This window comes from Gaetbulibacter sp. NE (assembly GCF_025548475.1).
Classification (GTDB): domain Bacteria; phylum Bacteroidota; class Bacteroidia; order Flavobacteriales; family Flavobacteriaceae; genus Gaetbulibacter_B; species Gaetbulibacter_B jejuensis.
Genome location: NZ_JAOQHY010000004.1, coordinates 145,059 through 164,531 on the forward strand (window position 1 = coordinate 145,059; position 19,473 = coordinate 164,531).

Genomic DNA, 19,473 nt, shown 5'->3' on the forward strand with positions numbered 1-19,473 from the left:
ATGAAAGCGATAATTATAGACGACGAAAAACGCGCGAGACACTTACTATCCAACTTGCTAACCGAACATTGCTCGAGTATTACAAGCATTGAAGAAGCGCAAGATTTAGCATCTGGTGTGGACTTGATTAAAACCAGTAAACCTGATGTTGTATTTTTAGACATTGAAATGCCTAATCAGTCAGGATTGGATATTTTAGAATACTTCCCAAACCCTGTCGATTTTAAAATTATTTTCGTAACAGCATACAACCAATATGCGATTGAAGCTTTTAAATTATCGGCTGTAGATTATCTCTTAAAACCGGTTGATACTAACGAATTAAAAGAAGCTGTTACAAAAGCAGAAGAAGCTATAAAAGCCAACAATTTAAACGACCAGTTAAACAAGTTGCGTGATTCATTGAAGCAACTCTCCATAGACAAAATTGCTTTGGAAATACCAAAAGGGATCATGTTCGCATCACATCACGATATCGTGTATTTTGAAGCCGATGGCATGTACACCAACGTACAACTTATTGATGGCAAACAAAAAACCATTTGCAAACCCTTAAAGCATTTTGTTGAGCAATTAGAACGGAATGCTATGTTTTTTAAATGTCATCGGTCGTATTTGATTAACCTAAAATATGTGGATGAATTGGTTAAAAATGATGGCGATTATTTATTGTTGAATAATCAAAAACGCATTCCAATTTCAAAATCTAAACGCGATCAGTTTCTTGAAGTGATCAAGGAAACGTTTATGTAGCTTTTCTGAGCATCTTGTCGTTCAGGGTAAAGCTAAGTATCTTGAGTATTCCTTCAGAAAAAAAATCCTCGCTTTTAGAAAAAACCAAATTTAGAATGGTTGTTAAGTGCTTTATTTTGAAGTCCACTTAAACAAAATTCTTATGAAAAAATTAGTTCTATTATTTGTGTTAGCATTGAGCTACACGACATCACATGCACAATTTGGCAAAATACTTAAAAATAAAGCCAAAGCGGCAGTAGAGAAGAAGTTAGATAAAAAAGAAACGAGCAATTCCTCTTCAAAATCGGAAAATGCTTCAGGAATGGTTGGCAGTTCTTCAACATCCAATCAAAATGCCTCTAAAACAGCATACACCGATGAAGAATTTAAAGCAGAATTAGCCAAAAAATACCCAAACGATAAAGCAAAGCAAGATTTATACTATCAAAAATACCTTGAGAAAAAGCAACAAGAAGCCGAAGCTAATAAACCTAAATCAGATAATACTGTAAGTGACGATTTTTTATACATGTCGTATCCTTTTGCGATGACAAAAGGGATGAGCGCAGTTGGTGTTGATCGCGTAAAACTAAGACGCCAAATGACTGATATGGGTGATAATGTAGATATATTACCAGCACAAGATCCAGAATATTCTTGGTTACGCTTTTTAACAACACCAGAACTAGTCGCAATGTCGCCAGAAGGTTACATAGGTTACGAGTTGGTTTCAGGAATGTTTACCACCAAAGTAGGTCCAGACAGATCACAAACCTTAGAACTTGGTACCGGTATGCCAATTTTGGTAAGAGGGATGTTAATTGCAGACGATGTTTTTATTATTTATGCTGCATCGCACCAAGGTGGACATGCATTTAATGTACCATCGTACATGCATGAAAAAGATATTACTATTTTAAATGTGATTGGTAAAGGCGAGCAACAATTCCATTTAGATTGGTTAGAAAAAGCGAAACCAATTGTAAAAGAATTTGAAGCGACGTTAAAAGCGAATTACGATGCTGCTGCAAAATCAACTATGGATGCTATAAAAATGCCAAAAGCTGGTAGCATGAATAGTAATGCTTCATTAGTGAATTTTGCGAAAGAAAATGTTTCTAAAACCATTGCAAAAGATGGCGCAAAGCTTTTAAAGTTAACTATAGAATCTAACGATTGGAGTATTGTTAAAAATAAATACACAGGTCGTATTTTATACCGTTGGATTAAAGGTGCATTTACTGAAAAAAATAAAAATGATGACTGTTATTTACAAGGGTTTTTAATCAAACAACAGTATAATGGAAGTGGTTATGGCAGCTCACAATTTGGTGGTATTATTCATGGACAAATGCCTTACGGACAAAAAATGAATTGTGAATAACTATAAACGTATTATTAATTTATAGTTTTTAAGCCTACTTATTAAGTAGGCTTTTTTTATAATATTTAGTGTAAGAATAATCTTCATAAATCATTCAGAAAGAAATTAGACCTATTCAGAAAAAAGCAAATTGAAAACCTTATATGTAGTAGTTGTTTTGTGGTTGAAAATAAAAACAAATCTCAACTACAATGAAAAAAACATTACTCTTATTTACAACCTATTTATGTTTGGGTGTTTCTGCAATTTTCGCTCAAAACGTTAACATTCCTGATTTCAACTTTAAAAATTATTTGTTAAATAATACTGCAATTAATACAAATTCTGATACGGAAATTTCTGTAGCTGAAGCACAGGCTTTTACAGGAACTATATCGGCAACAGGACTTGGAATTACAGACTTAACAGGAATTGAAGCATTTGTAAACATTACGATATTAGAAGTATATACAAATTCACTAACATCGTTAGACGTTAGTAATAACACTAATTTAACACGATTACATTGTGCAGATAACCAAATTACCACACTAGATGTTAGTGACATTTCAACATTAGAGCAAGTTCATTGTCAAAACAATCAGTTGGTAGAGTTAAATTTAGCCAATGGTAACAATGCTAATTTTGTGTATATGAAATCTTATGGAAATCCTAATTTAACCTGTATTCAGCATGATGCAAGTTTTACGCCACCTTACACCAATGCTGGTCAGTATGCTACAGGTTGGACTAAAGATACAAGCTCTAGTTATTCTACTAACTGTGGTTACGAACCTATTTATGTAAATGTAAGTGCTATAGGAGCAAATGATGGTAGTTCTTGGGCTAATGCTTACACTAGCATACAAGATGCCTTAGCTATTGCCAGTACTAATAGTAGAATATGGGTGGCTAAGGGTATTTATAAACCAACAGCTCAAAACACACCTTTAGAAATAAATGCAACTATTTCTATTTATGGAGGTTTTGATGGTACTGAAACTGAACTATCGGATAGAGATGTAACCAAAATTAACACAGACAATGCCACTATTATTACTGGAGATATAAATGGTGATGATATTGATGGTGATTTTACAAGTAATAAAAGCGATAATGCCGATAGGTTAATATTGGTAGATGCTGTTGGTATCAATCTTGATGGTTTGGTATTTCAAAATATTTACGACAATACGAGCAATGCACACAATCAAGACAATGGTGTTATTTATTCAAAACAGGTTGGAGCTTCAACTTGGATAGAAAATCTTAGTATAAAAAACTGTGCTTTTAAAAACAATTATAGTAATGACTTTTTAATAAAAGGTATTGGACTAAAAGATAATTTCAAACTTTACAACGTAAGTTTTACAAACAATGTAAGTGTGGGGCAAAGTATTATTTTATTACATACAGATCGTTTTAATGATATTTATGCAGATTTTTCTAACGTACTGTTTGCTGATAACCAAACCAAGTTTTCTGTTATCAATGCATATAGAATTCCTGATGGGTCATTTACAAACTACAGAGAATTAGATTTAATAATAACTAATTCATCTTTTATAAATAATAATGTAGTAAACGTCAATAATACATCTTATGGTCAGGCTATTATCATGGGATCTGAAAATACTTGGGGACATTTAGAGATAAATAACTCTATCTTCTTTGGCAATACGTTAAATGGAGTTTACGCAGACAGAGATATTTCTTATGGGACACAAGGTAATCATTATGAATTAGTAATTAATAATTCAATAACTCAAATAACAAACAACGGAGGCGCATCTGGAGCTTATGCAGCACCATCATTTAATAATGTTCAAGATTTAGATCCAAACACTGTGTCTCTTAATTTAAGTGCAGATTATAAACCAACATCAAGCTCGTCTTACATTATAGACCAAGGAAATAATTCTTTATATGATACTGCTTTATTTGGCGATTTAGATTTATCAGGTAATGATAGAATATTTAACACTACGATAGATTTAGGAGCTTATGAATACGATTCTACTTTAGGCATAGATGCTATTTCTTTAAATACAAATTCAGTAAAACTATACCCAAATCCTGTAAGTGATAAATTATTTATTAAATCTACAGAACAAATTGAAAGCGTAACTATTTATAATATTAATGGTCAATTAATAAAGCGCACTAACGAAACTATAAATGGTGTTGATGTGTCTGTATTGTCTTCTGGATTATATATGATTGAAATCAAAACCAATAACAATACTATTAATCAGAAGTTCCTTAAGGGCTAAGTTGATGTAACATCAACTTGATTGAGCGCTCACTTATGTGGGCGCTTTTTTTAACTAAGTAATTAAAAACAATCACATGAAACATTTAAAAACAGTCACATTCGTATTCTTAACAATTTTATTAACCTCTTGTTCATCTGATGATGATTCTAATTCTTCAGAAACAAATTTTATACACGTTGGTGACGCTTCTTTTGAAATGAAAACAGCAGTAGTACAACCTTCATTAAGCTCGGTATATTTAGGCTTAACCAATAGTACAGAAGCTGAGATTAATGCTTCTTTTTCTGGAGCAACACTTAATAATGTCGATTATTTTTCAGCAAGAATTAATGAGTTTGATCTTACTCCTGGAGAAACTTACGATCTAGATGACATTTATAGTTTAGAATTTATTGTTAATGGAGATGTTATTAATTCTGAATTTGAAAACGGTTTCAGTCAATTTTATAAAAGTGGAAGTAACGCTGATTTAGAAGTAACATCAGGACATATAACAGTAATTGACTACTCAGTAGATAATATTACTTTGTCTCTTGAATTTGAGAGAGCTGATGGTGTATTGGTATCAGGAACGTATAATGGCTCATTCATCTATTTGGATGATACTAATAATTAAAAGTGTTACTATTAATTATAAAAGAGGGACTATAATTTTAACACAAAAAAAGCGCTTACCAATGTAAGCGCTTTTTATATATGATATAATTAATTTGAAAAGACTAGCTATTTAACATTACAGGCATAACAAGCATAGTAACTTGTTCGCCTTCGTCTAACCCATCAACAGGCGTTAAAATACCTGCTCTGTTAGGTAAGCTCATTTCTAATTGTACTTCGTCAGCATTTAAGTTTGTTAACATTTCAGTTAAAAAGCGAGAGTTAAAACCTATTTGCATGTCATCACCTTGATAGTCACATGTTAGGCGTTCTTCAGCTTTGTTTGAGTAATCAATATCTTCGGCAGAAATGTTTAATTCAGCTCCTGCAATTTTTAAGCGAATTTGATGTGTTGTTTTATTTGAGAAAATACTAACACGTTTAACAGAGTTTAAAAACTGTGTTCTGTCAATACTTAATTTATTTGGATTTTCTTTTGGTATTACAGCTTCATAATTAGGGTATTTTCCATCAATTAATCGGCAAACTAATTCAGAGTTTTCAAAAGTAAATTTAGCATTTGAATCGTTATACTCAATTTTTACATCATCATCACTTGTAGCTAAAATTCCTTTTAAAAGATTTAAAGGTTTTTTAGGCATGATAAATTCAGCAACTTGATTTGCTTTAACATCTTCTCTAGTGTATTTAACTAATTTGTGAGCATCTGTAGCAACAAAGGTTAAACCGTCTGTTGAAAACTGAAAGAATACACCACTCATAACAGGTCTTAAATCGTCATTTCCAGCAGCAAAAATAGTTTTACTAATAGCTGTTGCTAGTATCTCACCAGAAACCATAGTTGTACTTGGGTCTTCTAATTCAACAGCTTTAGGAAATTCGTTTCCTTCAGCATAAGCTAAAGCATACTTACCATGGTTAGAGCTAATCTCAACTGTGTTGTTATCTTCAACAACAAATGTTAATGGTTGCTCAGGGAACGTTTTTAAGGTATCCAATAGTAATCGTGCAGGTAAGGCTATACTACCATTACTGTCACTTTCAACATCAATTACTGATGACATTGTGGTTTCTAAATCACTAGCTGAAACCGTTAATTTTGAGTTTTCAAGTTCAAACAAAAAATTATCTAAAATTGGAAGTGTGTTAGAGTTGTTAATTACTCCACCTAAAACTTGTAATTGTTTAAGCAAATACGTACTCGATACTATAAACTTCATGAAATTGCTTTAAATTTTTATCGTTATGAATATTTAAGCAAATATATTTTATTAAAGTGATAATTGTAAGCCTTAGTTATACATTTTTATTAACAAGTAAATTTTTTGTATTTCTTAACCAGAATTTTAGATTCTCGTTAACATAAAAAGTATTGTGATTATAATATTATGTGGTATATTTATACGCTTAAAAAAATGAAAAATGTATAAAAATACTTTCGGGTATAAATTAATCCTAATGCTCTCTTTTGTTAGTTTTAATTTCTTAACAGCCCAAACTGATGAACAAAAAAGAGAAATTATCGCTACTTATGACCATGCATTACTTTCACAAATGGCGAATGAATTTTCGTTAGCTTTTGAAAATGATTTAAAGGCAGCTAGAGTTTATGCTATGGAAAACAATTTACCAACTGTAATTTTTACAGAAAATGGAGGTATGTCAAAATTGCATAAAGTTTTAGAAGATGGAACTTTACTTTATTTGTCAACAGACAATAGAGGAGCTGGAGTTACGGTTAGAGCAAATAAGCTCTACACAGGTCCAAGTGGAGGACTAAATTTATCTGTTGAAGGTACAGGAATGACTCTAGGTGTTTGGGATGGTGGAAAAGTTTTGGATACGCATGAGTTATTAGTTGATAGAGTTACTCAGCAAGATGGATCAACAACATTGTCTAACCATGCAACGCATGTGTCAGGAACAATGATTGGTTCTAATGTGCCAGCAAGTGGTCAAGCTAGAGGTATGGCGTTTAGAGCTAGTCTAAATGCGTATGACTTTGATAACGATCTTTCAGAAATGACTACTGCCGCAGCAAATGGGTTGTTAATTTCTAATCATTCTTATGGTCTTAATGCTGAATTTTTACCAACATATTATTTTGGTAGATATGATAATTTAGCAGTTCAAGTAGATAACATACTATACAATGCACCTTACTATACTGCAGTTTTTTCTGCCGGAAATGATAGAAACGCAGGTTACAATACTGGAGATAATGGTTATGATTTATTAACTGATAGAGGAGTCTCTAAAAACGGAATTACAGTTGCTGCTGTAAACCAAGTTAATAATTATACAGGACCTTCAAGTGTTGTGATGTCAAGTTTTAGTAGTTGGGGACCAACAGATGATGGAAGAATAAAACCAGACATCTCAGCTAAGGGTGTTAACACATATTCATCTGTAGCTACTTCTAATACTGCATATGGTAGTATGAATGGTACATCTATGGCTACACCAAGTGTTTCAGGTTCTTTAGGGTTACTCCAAGAGCTTTACAGTGATATTCATGGTAATTTCATGAAGTCTTCAACATTAAGAGCTTTAGCAATTCATACTGCTTCTGAAGCAGGTGTTTTTCCTGGTCCAGATTATCAATTTGGTTGGGGATTATTAGATTGTGAAACAGCAGCTATTACAATTTTAGAAGAAGAATTTCAGTCTTTAATTGAAGAGAACAGTCTTGCCGATGGAGCAACATTCACAAAGTCAGTAACAGCATTAGGAACAGAGCCTTTAGTGGTTACAATTGCTTGGACTGATCCTGCAGGTACAGTACAGGGTACTACGGTAGATGATACTACACCTAGACTAGTTAATGATTTAGATTTAAGAGTCGTAGATGCTAGTAATAATACAACTTATCCTTGGGCTTTAAGTGCATTTAGTTATACTTCTCCTGCAATTAGAAGCGTGAATAATGTTGATAATGTTGAAAAAGTTGAAATAGATGTTCCTGCTGGAGATTATACAATTATAGTAGATCATAAAGGGATTTTAGATTCAGGAAATCAAGATTTTGCATTAATCGTAACAGGTATTTCTGAATCAGATTTTGCATTCACTCCTGAAAATATTACAAAAACTTTTTGTGCAGATGAAGTTGGAGATTATTACTTTAACTATTCATCAAGTGACACTTACAATGGACCAACAACACTATCAGTTACTGGATTACCAGCAGGAGCAGTGGCAACATTTACTCCTAGCGTAATCACTGCCGATGAAGACTTTACTTTAGAAATATCTGGTTTAGACTCAGTGACTCCTGGTACTTATTCCTTTGATGTTGTTGCTACTGGTACTTCTGATACTAAGACAAGACAAATGGAAATTGAAGTATTAAGCGCTGACCCTATTAGTGATGTAACATTAAATTACCCTAGCGCAGGAGAGTCAGGTGTTTACATATATCCAGGATTAACTTGGGACGCTGTTAGTGGAGCAAGTGGTTACAAAGTTGAAGTTTCTGAGCTTTCTGACTTTAGTACTCTAATTTTTGAAGATACAGTAGAAGCAAACACTGTTAGTGTTCCGGCATTGAATAGTAACACACAATATTACTGGAGAGTTATGGCATTCTCTGAGTGTGTTGATGCAAATTTTGTGTCTTCTTCTTTTACTACTGAAGCTGTTAATTGTTCTATTTCATCTACTGCAAATGATAACCCACAACCTATAGCGGCTGTGGCAAATACGGTTACATCGGTTATAAATGTACCAGCAGGTCAAGATATTTTAGTTGGTGATATTAATGTGACTGTTAATTTATCACATACTTGGATGGGTGATTTAACGGTTAGTTTAACTAGTCCATCAGGTACTTCTGTTGTGTTGTTTAGTAACGCTTGTGATGATTTAGACGATACAAATGTAACTTTTGATGATTCGGGTGTTGAGTTTTCTTGTTCAGGAACAGTACCAGCGCTTTCAGGAACAATGCAGCCTCAAAATTTATTGACTCCATTTATAGGAGAAAATGCAGCTGGTGATTGGACTCTTACAGTTAATGATGGTTATGATGAAGATGGTGGGTTTTTAAATAGTTTCACACTTGAATTATGTAGTACTGCAGGACCTTTAAGTGTTGCTGATAAAAAACTAGAAGGATTTGCAATTTATCCTAATCCTGCTAAAAATCATTTTGAGTTTACTTTGTTAAACCAACAAGAAAATGTTAAAGTAGGTGTTTATGATATTAATGGTCGTTTATTGATTTCAAAATCATTTAATACTAACGAGCGTAAACTTGTAAGTGTAGAAAACTTATCTAGCGGAATGTATTTTGTTGAAGTAATAAATGGTCAACAAAAAGGAGTTAAAAAACTAATGGTTAAATAACAAACAACTCTCAATAAAATAAAAAAGCGACCCAAAAGGTCGCTTTTTTTTATGCGTATTTTTTTCGTCTTAAGTAATTAAAGACAAAACCAAAAATGCCTAAAAGGAGCAGAGGTAAAGCAATATTTATAAACTGCCATTTTGTTTTTTGTGCTTCAATTTTTTTGGAATCTAAGAACGCTATAGCAATTTCTTTTGTTCTAATATCTATAAGTTTATTGTCGTCTAAAAGGTAGTTAACAGTATTTTCTAAAAACTCCTTGTTACCAAAACTTTCACCTGTCCAACGATCAAAACCTAATTGTTGCGGCTTGTTTCTTACTACATCATTTTTAATAACGTCACCATCAGCAATGACAATAATTTTAGTAGCATAACTCTTCGTTCTGTCATTAGAAAGATTAAAAGGCTTTACTCTATTGTTATAAACCGATGTAAATTCACCTTCTAATAAAACAGCAAGTGGTTGTAATCCTTTAGTATATGTTTTTGGGTCAGGTTCTTGGGTAACAATATCTAAACTTATTTCTCTTGGTACACCATCTAGCTTGGTTAGTTGAGAGCTACGTAATAAAACAGTTTTTGAAATATCATCGTTTTTTAAAGTATCTATTTGGCTAGCAAAATCAAACTTTACCAAGTTTAAGTTGTTGGTTATTGCATGATTTGGATTACTAGCTGCTAATGGCGAATATTGCCATTGTATTGGTTGAAACTGAGCGTCACTACCTTCTCCAATAGCAAGAGTTATTGGTGCAGAATACATGTCGTTAACTAACACAGGATTAATGCGAACACCATATTTAAAGAAAAAATCATTTAGATTCAAATCTCTAATAACAGCAATAGCTCTTCCTGAGTCGTTAAGCAAACTGTCTTTGTCCATAATAACCGATTCGGTAAGCCAAAGACTTTTTCCGCCATTCATAGTATATTGGTCTAAGACATATTTTTCTTCTTCAGTAAAAGGAATAGTTGGTTTTGCAGCTATTATTAAATCGAAACCTTTTAATTGCTCTAAGGTTTTTTGCGGATGGTTAGCAACACTATCCATAGTAAAAGGAGCAATGTTGTAATGCTCTTTAATGCTTGTTAAAAAATCAGCAATATATATGTCATTCAGTTCACCATTACCTTTTAAAATGGCTATTTTTTTGGATTTTTCAGTGGTTAGTTTTTTAAAACCTTCAGCAAAAGCATATTCTAAATGTTGCACAGAATTGTTGATGCGTTCTTGGTCAGTAACTCCAATGCTGTTTTTTATTAATGGGATTTTTACGGTTTGTTCGTTGTAACTAGCCAAAGCCCATGGGAAAATTAATTCCTGAGACGATTTTCCATTCTCTTTTACGGTAAGTTGAAAGGGTTGTAAACCACGCTGTACCAATTGTTGAATGTTCTGGTCTCGAGATGTTTCATTTTCAATAGGATTAATAAAACTAAATTTAACGTTGTTATTTTGAAGTGCAAACTCTTCCAATAACTGCTTGGTTTCGGTTTTAAGACGTCTGAATTCTGATGGGAAATCGCCTTCAAGAAACACATCGATAATTAAAGGAGAATCTACATTTTCAACAGTGTTTAGTGCTGCTTTTGATAACGTATAACGTTGGTCTTGTGTTAAATCGAAACGTTTATAAATTGATTGCGTAAAGAGGTTTAAAACTAATAATCCTAAAGGTAATACCAATAGATGTAACCATTCTTTTTTATCAATGGCTTTTGTGCCAATTCGTCTAGCTGTTATGATTACAAATAATACAATAACACTTATAAAATACAGTAAATCCCTAGTATCAATAACACCTCTACTAATGCTCTTGTAATGGTAGTCCATTCCTAATTTTTCAAGACGAACAGTATCACCAAAAAGATTAAAATTAGCTAAACCTTCAAACCCAAAATAAAAGAAGAAGCAAATAAACACAGCAATAATAAAAGCTACAATTTGATTGTCTGAGAGGGTTGAAGAAAATATGCCTATAGCTGTGTAAGTAGCAGCCATAAGTAATAAACCAAAATATGAACCTGTAATACTCCCTAAATCTAAATTTCCTTCTGGGCTTCCAAGTTTGTATATACTATACACGTATAATAGTGTTGGTAACAAGGCAATAAGTATTAAAACCAGTGCGCCAACGTATTTGCCTAAAACAATTTGTAAATGACTTACAGGTTTAGTGAGTAGCAGTTCAAGTGTTCCTTGTTTTTTTTCATCACTAAAGCTACGCATAGTGACTGCAGGAACAAGAAAAATAAGTATCCAAGGTGCTAAAGTGAAAAAACTATTGAGGTCAGCAAATCCATTATCTAAAATGTTGAATTCACCTTTAAAGAGCCATAAAAACAATCCGTTGAGTAATAAAAAAATGGCGATAACCAAGTAACCAACTGGTGATGCAAAAAATGAGGTAATTTCTTTTTTTAGAATTGCTAGCATTATCTTAGTTGAAAAGTTTAAAGTGGAAAGTTAAAAGTTTATTAGTAAATCATGAATTTTTTAGTTCTGTTTCTGTGATGAATTAATTTGTAATTTCAAATTTTATCAATCTAAACTTGCCAATTTATCTACACTCCAAGCTTCAGGTTTTGCATTAAAAAGAGGTTTGGTTTTACTCCAAATACCTTTAAATAAACTCGATTGTCGGTAGCGCTCTAAGTCGGCTTCGGTATTCCAATAACTATACGTAAAAAATACGTTTGTATTGTGCTTGTCTCTGTAAAGTTCTAAAAACTCACAGCCATCAAAAGCTCTAATATTGTGTTTGCTTAACTCAAAGTTCGATAAGAATTCATCAATGTGTTTTGGCTTAAAGCTCATTTTTACAATTCGTACAAACATATTTAAGTTTTTGAAAAGTTAACCGTTACAGTATCTCGCATGCTTAATCCCATAAGTGTAGAGGCACTACCAACTGTGGTAGGATTGCTTCTATAAACCGCAATTTCTAAATAACCAGAAGAGTTAAAAACAACCAATCCTTTTCCTTCATCATAGCGTTTATCTTCAGGAGTGTCAAAATTTACAACATCGCTATATCTGTTCAATATTTCTTTAAACTTGTAGTTACGAGCAGAAATTTCAAAGGCACGAGTTTTTTGTATAGATTCAAAAAATTTGCGTCTTATATTGGTAACTACGTTGCCATAATTGTCAATGTAAATAACACTACCAATAATCTGGTTTTTTTCATCATTTACAAAAGGCACTAAATCTCTAATAGGCTTAATTGTGTTAATAACTTTTCCAATCACTTCAAGCGTTCCTCCTCTGGCAATATGGCAAGCTACTTTTACAAACACATCTAAAACAGGAAAATTGGTTTCAATTTTATCATGGATATTAATCTCCACAATTTTTTCAGGAGCAATTTCGGCACATATCATACTCATTATTCCATTGTTGGCACATATAAAGTAATGGTCATCTAGTTTTACTGCAATATGCTTGTTTTCAGGGTTTAACTCAGAGTCGATACCTATAAGGTGAATAGTTCCCTTAGGAAAACTACTGTATGCATTTTGAATAATGTAAGCCGCTTCAGGAACATTAAAAGGAGAAACCGAATGCGAGATATCAACAATTCTAACATCAGGAAGCTCACTGTAAATTGCACCTTTAATAGCTCCTGCAAAGTGGTCTTTTTCGCCAAAATCAGTTGTTAATGTGATTATTGCCATGTAATAATTGTTGATATTTTTTTAATCTAACCTCGCTTAAAATTGTGTAGATTTGTTACTACACAAAACTAATAAAACAAAACAGATTAATTTATTAAATCAGGTGCCTTTTGAATGAACTTATAATTGAATTAGAAGAAATAACTCCTAAAGAGTTTTTTGGAGCTCAAAACATAAATATCGAACTTCTAAAAGAATACTTCCCAAAATTAAAAATTGTAGCTAGAGGAAATAAAATTAAGGCATATGGTGACGAAGACTTGCTTGAAGAGTTTGACCGTCGTATGACCATGTTAATGACTCATTTTGCTAAGTACAATAAGTTGGACGAAAATGTTATTGAGCGAGTACTTACCAGTCAAAGTAGTGACGATTATACAACGTCTGAACAAAGTGGAGAAACCATTGTGCATGGTGTTGGTGGAAGAATTATAAAAGCGCAAACCCTTAACCAGAGGAAGCTTGTTGAAAGCATGCGCAAAAACGATATGGTATTTGCCATTGGTCCTGCAGGAACAGGTAAAACTTATACAGGAGTTGCTCTAGCGGTTCAAGCATTAAAAAATAAAGAGGTAAAACGTATTATTTTAACAAGACCTGCTGTTGAGGCTGGTGAAAATCTTGGATTTCTTCCAGGTGACTTAAAAGAAAAATTAGACCCTTACATGCAACCGTTGTATGATGCGTTACGTGATATGATTCCTGCAGAAAAACTGGCTAGTTTTATAGAAAACGGAACGATACAAATTGCTCCTTTAGCCTTTATGCGTGGACGTACTTTGGATAATGCATTTGTGATTTTAGACGAAGGTCAAAACACTACTCATGCACAAATGAAGATGTTTTTAACACGTATGGGGAAAAATGCTAAGTTTTTACTAACTGGTGACCCTGGACAAATTGATTTACCACGTCGTACTATTTCAGGACTTAAAGAAGCCTTGTTAATTCTTAAAAATGTAGAAGGCGTAGGTATTATATTTTTAGATGATAAAGATGTTATTCGCCATAAGCTGGTAAAAAAGATTATAGCAGCATACAAGAGCATAGAAAATAGAGAATAAATTAAGTTGGTAGTTTTTTAGTCGCAGCCAACAAAAAATTAAATAGAGTTATTATTATATCGTATGTAATGATGATAAATTAAAGCAAATGTCACACAACACAATAATAGATACCAATTTTAATTTTCCTAATCAAAAAAGTGTATACAAAGGAAAGGTTAGAGAAGTTTATAATATTAACGACGAGCAGTTAGTAATGATTGCAACCGATAGGTTAAGCGCCTTTGATGTGGTGATGCCTAAAGGTATTCCTTACAAAGGGCAAATTTTAAATCAGATTGCAACCAATATGATGAAAGCTACTGAAGATTTGGTTCCTAATTGGCTAACAGCTACTCCTGATCCAAATGTTGCTGTAGGTCATTTGTGCGATCCTTTTAAGGTTGAAATGGTTATTCGTGGTTATATGTCTGGTCATGCTGCACGTGAGTACAAAGCTGGAAAACGACTGTTGTGTGGTGTGCCAATGCCTGAAGGGATGAAAGAAAATGATGCATTTCCTGAACCTATAATTACACCAGCTACAAAAGCAGAAATGGGAGATCATGACGAAGATATTTCTAGAGAAGACATTTTAAAACGCGGAATTGTATCAGAAGAAGATTACCTAGTACTTGAGGATTATACACGTAAGCTTTTTAAAAGAGGTTCTGAAATTGCTGCTGAAAGAGGATTGATTTTAGTAGATACCAAATACGAATTTGGAAAAACCAAAGACGGAAAGATTGTATTGATTGACGAAATCCACACTCCAGATTCTTCACGATATTTTTATGCTGACGGTTATCAAGAACGTCAGGATAGAGGAGAAGCCCAAAAGCAATTATCAAAAGAGTTTGTACGCCAATGGTTGATTGCAAACAATTTTCAAGGTTTAGAAGGTCAAACCGTTCCTGAAATGAGCGATGAGTATATTACAAGTGTTTCAGAACGCTACATAGAACTTTACGAAAACATTACAGGAGAACCTTTTGTAAAAGCTGATGTAAGTAATATACAAGAGCGTATTCAAACTAATGTATTGGCTTATTTAGGCTAATAGTTTTTTTAACAATACTATTTGTCCAAGGTGATAGTAACTATGTTCTATCATAGCATCAATATTACGTTGGTAAGTTCCATATTTTTCATCTATAAAATTTTGGTTAAGCTTACTGTTAGGTAATTTTTCAATTAGTTCGATAAGACCTTCAGTATCTGTCCAAAATCTATTTAAAAAAGCATTCCATTGCTCTTGTGATTCTATTGGAGGAAAATCAAAACTGTATTGATCACGTATTTCTAGCGTACCACTTTCAAAAGCATGTTTTACACCAGCAATGTAGTAATGGATGTGTTGTGCTAACACAGCAATAGTGTTGAGCGATTTTACTTTGGCAACAGCAACAGTCCAATCTAAACCTTCTAGTTGGTGTTTGTAATTGGTGTTAGCAATCCAAGTTCCATTTAAAATAACTTCGCGTAAACGATTGGCGAGTTGTTGTGTTGAATTCATTTTATTGGTTTTCTGAAATCTCTTTCAGTTTGTTTAGTGCTTTAGGCCAAGTGTTATTAAAATAATCTGCGTAATTATCATCAGTATCCAATTCAACTTCTACTGTAGTGACACCATTGTTTTCTGTTAACGAATAGTTTTCAAGGCTTCCAGCCCATTTTTCAACTTGCTCACCAGAAGTAATTTCATGATCACCATCAAGAATTCCATAATGGCGAATGGACACGAATTTTGATGGGATATTTTCAGCAATTTCTGAAATCATTCCACCTTTTTTTCCGTTTTCATCAGTTCCAACAAAATACATTTTTTCACCTTTGTTCCAACTGCCTTCATAGGTTGAGGTTGGATTAAATTCAGCTGTCCACTGCTCATAAGTATTTTTATTGTTAAGCCCTAACATAGTTTCGTATACCTTTTGCGAAGAGGCATTTACTTGTGTGCTAAATTTTATTTTTTTCATGGTTTTAGTGTTTTAAAAACTATATTGTTTTATGGGTATGCCCTTTGATTTAATGAGTTTAAAAGTTCTGTATTAAATGAGCTACAAAAGCATTTATGTTTTAAGGTGCTTTTAAATTTAATATAATCACTTATAGCTCTACTAATATATGTGTTTTTGGTGAGAATTTGTTGGTTGTATTAGGTTTTGTGTGTTAGGTTAAAATACAAAAGCTGCCTTATAAAAACAATGGCTACATAGTTTTTGAACCTTGTAGCCATTGAAGTTATAATTTTTATTACCAGTTAGTATTATTAGTCTTTTATGAATTTAAACGTATATCCATTATCAGTCTTTAAGAAATAGATGCCATTGTTTAAATTTTGAATGTCTATTTTGTTAGTGTTTAATAGTGTACCATTCATTACTTCGGCTCCTAGATTGTTAAAGATACTATAGTTGCTTATTTCTGTTAAGCCTTTAATATGAATAAAACTTGAAGAAGGGTTTGGGTAAACAACTTTATCATTAAGGCTAAAATCACTTGTGCTTAATGTTGCAGCAGAAAATACGATATCATCAAGACCAAATGAATCATTACCAAGGCTACTAGTTATAGTAAAAGAATTAACGTTAGTCCAATTTACAGTTACAGCTGATCCTGTTTCGTATATCAAGTCTTGATTAACACTTGTGTTGCTTCCACCTGAAGGTGTAAAGGTCCAAGTGCGAGTTCCAGAATAATCATAAAGAGCAAAAGCATAAATCGAAGTTATATCAACAGGAGAACTAAAACTCACAGTTGCAGAATCACCTGAATCTGTTTGATAGGTAAATACAACAACACCTGAAGTGCCAGAGAAGCCATTACCATATAAGGCCGTTGCATCAGTATTTGAATAAGATGAAGAAAATGTAGCTGTAATACCAGCTACTGTTTGAGCAACTCCAGTATCAGCAAGTTCAACCGTTTCCCAGTCAAAAACTTGTGAGAATGATAATGTACTGATTAATGTAAATAGTAAGGCAGAGTAAATGTGTTTCATGGTTTTAATTTAAGTTATAGGGATTTTAAAAAGTTAAAAAATAAGTTGACTATTAAGTAAGCCTGAAGTAAAGTGATGTTAATTATTAACACCTATTTCTCAAACAAAACCTTTCGGTCTATGTATAAGAAATAGGTGTGTGTTATTATAAGTTGGTAATAGTTATTCTTTTATAAACTTAAACGTAGTACCGTTTTCTAATTTTAATAAGTAGATTCCGTTATTTAAGTTTTGAATATTTAGTTTTTCTTTATTTGATATTTTACCATTTTTAAGGTTCATACCAACAAGATTATAAATATTAAAAGTTGTAGTATTTGTCAAGCCATCAACAACAATAAAGTTGCTTGAAGGGTTAGGGTATAAACTCACATTACTAATTAAAGCAACTTCATCATTCCCTAATGTATTGCCCTGTACGCTTCCTGTTAAAGTAGTAATAGTTTCTGGGCAATAACCTTCAGCGTTAACCCAGCTACCTAAGGTTAAATCTGGAGGGTTTGGTAAAGAAGGTGTAGTGTTGTAATACATCACTGCAGTAGTATAATCAGGAGTATTTAGTGGTCCATCATTGTCTAGCTGAATTTCCCATCTGTCAAGGGATGTGTTCCATATAATTCTTAATTCACAAACACCTGCAGGACAACTTTGGGCAAAGTCACTAGGTTGCGTTTCGTAAGTGTTTCTGATGTCTCCAGAATCATCAGTAGTACCTGTATTGGATAGGTAAAAATCTTGGTCTCCTAATACTCCTGTACAGCCCTTAAAAGTAATTTGCGAACTTACATGAATAGTACATGTTAGAATAACAAAAAAAGTTAGGTAAAGTTTTGTCATAATATAAAATTTGGGGTTAATATTTAATGAATCAAAACTATTTATTTTAGGTGAATAATGAAGAAAAAAATGAGTTTTTTCTTTGAATGGCTATGGTTTTATTTTCTTATTAAAGATGAAGTTTGTAAATCACAAATATTACCTATTCAAATAAATTATTACTTTTAGTACTGTTTAAAACACTTCATGGAACAACTCAATCAATTTATTTCAGATTTTGCTTCATATGCTTGGGGCTTGCCATTGCTTATTTTGTTAATTGGAGGTGGTTTGTACTTACTCATTTTATCAAGGTTTTTGCCTTTTCGGTTGTTTGGTCATGCTTTAAGTGTACTTAGAGGTAAATATGATAATCCTGATGATCCTGGAGAAATTACACATTTTCAAGCACTCACTACAGCATTGTCTTCCACAATTGGAATGGGGAATATTGCTGGTGTTGCTGTTGCAATATCTATTGGAGGTCCTGGAGCAGTGTTTTGGATGTGGGTGAGTGCTATTATTGGTATGTCAACAAAATTCTTCACTGCTGTTTTAGCGATTATGTATCGTGGTAAAGACAGTCAAGGCAACTTACAAGGTGGACCAATGTATGTTATCGTTGAAGGTTTAGGCAAACATTGGAAACCCTTAGCAGTGTTTTTTAGTTTTTGTGGTATGGTTGGTGCATTACCTGTGTTTAATGTTAATCAGCTTACGCAAGCTATTAATGATATATTGTTACAACCAAATGGAGTGGAGGTGAATACTACCTCAAACCTTGTTATAGGTGGCGTTTTGGTGTTTTTTACTGCTTTGGTAATTATTGGTGGATTAAATAGAATTAGTAAAACAGCTTCAAAGTTAGTACCTGCTATGGTGTTGTTGTATTTTGTAATGGTGCTTTCAATTTTAATTTTAAATGCGAGTGAAGTACCAAAATATTTCTCGCTTATTTTTACTGAAGCATTTACAGCTCATCACTACACAGGAGATACATTTTTAGGAGGTGTAGTTGGCGGACTTATACTTTTAGGAATACGTAGAGGTGCTTTTTCTAACGAAGCTGGTATTGGTACTGCGCCAATGGCTCATGGAGCAACTAAAACATCACAACCAGTTCGTGAAGGTTTAGTAGCTATGTTAGGTCCATTTATAGATACTATTATTGTATGTACACTTACTGCTTTAGCTATATTGGTTACTGGTGTTTGGAAAACTACTGATGCCAATGGAGTAAGCCTCACAGCTTTAGCTTTTGAACAAGCATTTGCTTCAACAGGAAAGTATATGTTGTTGTGTTGTATTATAGTGTTTAGTGTATCATCTTTGTTTTCATATTCATATTATGGTACAAAATGTTTATCGTTTTTAATTGGAGCTAAAAACAAAAACTATTACAACATAGTGTATATTCTTAGTATCATAATGGGAGCAACTACCTCACTTGCAATGATGATTAATTTAATTGATGGTTTCTTTGCGCTAATGGCATTTCCAACAATGATTTCTACGCTTATTTTAGCACCTAAAGTGGTTAAGCAAATTAAAAGCTACACACAAACGCTAAAGACTTCTTCTGATAAATAA

General features: G+C 32.9%; 16 protein-coding genes. 8 read left to right on the forward strand and 8 right to left on the reverse strand.

What is annotated here, in order from left to right; translation table 11 throughout:
- From OD803_RS07395 to OD803_RS07410, 4 genes are all read left to right on the forward strand, one after another.
- Positions 1–753, forward strand: coding sequence for a LytR/AlgR family response regulator transcription factor (locus OD803_RS07395; protein WP_262732964.1), 753 nt, complete (start codon positions 1–3; stop codon positions 751–753).
- Between the two features lie 142 nt (positions 754–895).
- Entirely contained in the window at positions 896–2,119 is a 1,224-nt protein-coding gene (locus OD803_RS07400) for a hypothetical protein (protein WP_262732965.1), read from the forward strand.
- A 191-nt stretch (positions 2,120–2,310) separates the two neighbouring features.
- On the forward strand, positions 2,311–4,371 hold the full coding sequence (locus tag OD803_RS07405; protein ID WP_262732966.1) for a T9SS type A sorting domain-containing protein: 2,061 nt from the start codon (positions 2,311–2,313) through the stop codon (positions 4,369–4,371).
- A gap of 76 nt (positions 4,372–4,447) precedes the next feature.
- Positions 4,448–4,990: a hypothetical protein gene (locus OD803_RS07410; protein WP_262732967.1), complete on the forward strand. Its 543-nt coding sequence runs from the start codon at positions 4,448–4,450 to the stop codon at positions 4,988–4,990.
- A 103-nt stretch (positions 4,991–5,093) separates the two neighbouring features.
- On the opposite strand, the gene dnaN is transcribed toward OD803_RS07410, so the two are convergent.
- On the reverse strand, positions 5,094–6,212 hold the full coding sequence (dnaN, locus tag OD803_RS07415; RefSeq protein ID WP_129760696.1) for a DNA polymerase III subunit beta: 1,119 nt from the start codon (positions 6,210–6,212) through the stop codon (positions 5,094–5,096).
- 238 nt (positions 6,213–6,450) lie between these two features.
- Here dnaN and OD803_RS07420 point away from each other — a divergent pair, with 238 nt between their 5' ends.
- Positions 6,451–9,339 (forward strand): S8 family serine peptidase, encoded by a 2,889-nt coding sequence (locus tag OD803_RS07420; protein WP_262732968.1) that lies wholly within the window; start codon positions 6,451–6,453, stop codon positions 9,337–9,339.
- Between the two features lie 49 nt (positions 9,340–9,388).
- Here the strand turns inward: OD803_RS07420 and gldG are convergent, their stop codons facing one another.
- The 3 genes from gldG to OD803_RS07435 form a co-directional block, all read right to left on the reverse strand.
- Complete coding sequence (gene gldG, locus OD803_RS07425; protein ID WP_262732969.1) at positions 9,389–11,779, reverse strand: gliding motility-associated ABC transporter substrate-binding protein GldG; 2,391 nt, start codon at positions 11,777–11,779, stop codon at positions 9,389–9,391.
- 105 nt (positions 11,780–11,884) lie between these two features.
- Entirely contained in the window at positions 11,885–12,181 is a 297-nt protein-coding gene (locus OD803_RS07430) for a putative quinol monooxygenase (RefSeq protein WP_262732970.1), read from the reverse strand.
- Between the two features lie 2 nt (positions 12,182–12,183).
- The gene (locus OD803_RS07435) at positions 12,184–13,020 is read right to left on the reverse strand and encodes an SAM hydrolase/SAM-dependent halogenase family protein (RefSeq protein WP_134200096.1); all 837 of its coding nucleotides are present in this window, start codon (positions 13,018–13,020) and stop codon (positions 12,184–12,186) included.
- Between the two features lie 110 nt (positions 13,021–13,130).
- Between OD803_RS07435 and OD803_RS07440 the strand changes: the two genes are divergently transcribed.
- Together OD803_RS07440 and OD803_RS07445 are read left to right on the forward strand one after the other, a co-directional pair.
- Complete coding sequence (locus tag OD803_RS07440; RefSeq protein WP_129760701.1) at positions 13,131–14,084, forward strand: PhoH family protein; 954 nt, start codon at positions 13,131–13,133, stop codon at positions 14,082–14,084.
- 88 nt (positions 14,085–14,172) lie between these two features.
- Positions 14,173–15,123, forward strand: coding sequence for a phosphoribosylaminoimidazolesuccinocarboxamide synthase (locus OD803_RS07445; RefSeq protein WP_131507398.1), 951 nt, complete (start codon positions 14,173–14,175; stop codon positions 15,121–15,123).
- Here OD803_RS07445 and OD803_RS07450 read toward each other — a convergent pair.
- From OD803_RS07450 to OD803_RS07465, 4 genes are all read right to left on the reverse strand, one after another.
- Positions 15,115–15,579 carry a DUF1572 domain-containing protein gene (locus OD803_RS07450; protein ID WP_262732971.1) on the reverse strand — a complete coding sequence of 155 codons (465 nt, stop codon included), beginning with the start codon at positions 15,577–15,579 and terminating at the stop codon, positions 15,115–15,117. The two genes, OD803_RS07445 and OD803_RS07450, sit on opposite strands and share 9 nt — an antisense overlap.
- A 1-nt stretch (position 15,580) precedes the next feature.
- The gene (locus tag OD803_RS07455) at positions 15,581–16,042 is read right to left on the reverse strand and encodes an SRPBCC domain-containing protein (protein ID WP_131507394.1); all 462 of its coding nucleotides are present in this window, start codon (positions 16,040–16,042) and stop codon (positions 15,581–15,583) included.
- Between the two features lie 293 nt (positions 16,043–16,335).
- Complete coding sequence (locus OD803_RS07460; RefSeq protein ID WP_262732972.1) at positions 16,336–17,067, reverse strand: T9SS type A sorting domain-containing protein; 732 nt, start codon at positions 17,065–17,067, stop codon at positions 16,336–16,338.
- A gap of 162 nt (positions 17,068–17,229) precedes the next feature.
- Entirely contained in the window at positions 17,230–17,904 is a 675-nt protein-coding gene (locus tag OD803_RS07465; protein ID WP_262732973.1) for a T9SS type A sorting domain-containing protein, read from the reverse strand.
- Between the two features lie 186 nt (positions 17,905–18,090).
- Between OD803_RS07465 and OD803_RS07470 the strand changes: the two genes are divergently transcribed.
- The gene (locus OD803_RS07470) at positions 18,091–19,473 is read left to right on the forward strand and encodes an alanine/glycine:cation symporter family protein (protein ID WP_262732974.1); all 1,383 of its coding nucleotides are present in this window, start codon (positions 18,091–18,093) and stop codon (positions 19,471–19,473) included.

Bases quoted from the DNA above. Each gene is read 5' to 3' on its own strand.
- OD803_RS07455 (WP_131507394.1), bottom strand. From the start codon at position 16,042: ATGAAAAAAATAAAATTTAGCACACAAGTAAATGCCTCTTCGCAAAAG.
- OD803_RS07420 (WP_262732968.1), top strand. From the start codon at position 6,451: ATGCTCTCTTTTGTTAGTTTTAATTTCTTAACAGCCCAAACTGATGAA.
- OD803_RS07400 (WP_262732965.1), top strand. From the start codon at position 896: ATGAAAAAATTAGTTCTATTATTTGTGTTAGCATTGAGCTACACGACA.
- OD803_RS07430 (WP_262732970.1), bottom strand. From the start codon at position 12,181: ATGTTTGTACGAATTGTAAAAATGAGCTTTAAGCCAAAACACATTGAT.
- dnaN (WP_129760696.1), bottom strand. From the start codon at position 6,212: ATGAAGTTTATAGTATCGAGTACGTATTTGCTTAAACAATTACAAGTT.
- OD803_RS07405 (WP_262732966.1), top strand. From the start codon at position 2,311: ATGAAAAAAACATTACTCTTATTTACAACCTATTTATGTTTGGGTGTT.
- OD803_RS07410 (WP_262732967.1), top strand. From the start codon at position 4,448: ATGAAACATTTAAAAACAGTCACATTCGTATTCTTAACAATTTTATTA.
- OD803_RS07435 (WP_134200096.1), bottom strand. From the start codon at position 13,020: ATGGCAATAATCACATTAACAACTGATTTTGGCGAAAAAGACCACTTT.
- OD803_RS07470 (WP_262732974.1), top strand. From the start codon at position 18,091: ATGGAACAACTCAATCAATTTATTTCAGATTTTGCTTCATATGCTTGG.
- OD803_RS07395 (WP_262732964.1), top strand. From the start codon at position 1: ATGAAAGCGATAATTATAGACGACGAAAAACGCGCGAGACACTTACTA.
- OD803_RS07465 (WP_262732973.1), bottom strand. From the start codon at position 17,904: ATGACAAAACTTTACCTAACTTTTTTTGTTATTCTAACATGTACTATT.
- OD803_RS07460 (WP_262732972.1), bottom strand. From the start codon at position 17,067: ATGAAACACATTTACTCTGCCTTACTATTTACATTAATCAGTACATTA.
- OD803_RS07445 (WP_131507398.1), top strand. From the start codon at position 14,173: ATGTCACACAACACAATAATAGATACCAATTTTAATTTTCCTAATCAA.
- OD803_RS07450 (WP_262732971.1), bottom strand. From the start codon at position 15,579: ATGAATTCAACACAACAACTCGCCAATCGTTTACGCGAAGTTATTTTA.
- gldG (WP_262732969.1), bottom strand. From the start codon at position 11,779: ATGCTAGCAATTCTAAAAAAAGAAATTACCTCATTTTTTGCATCACCA.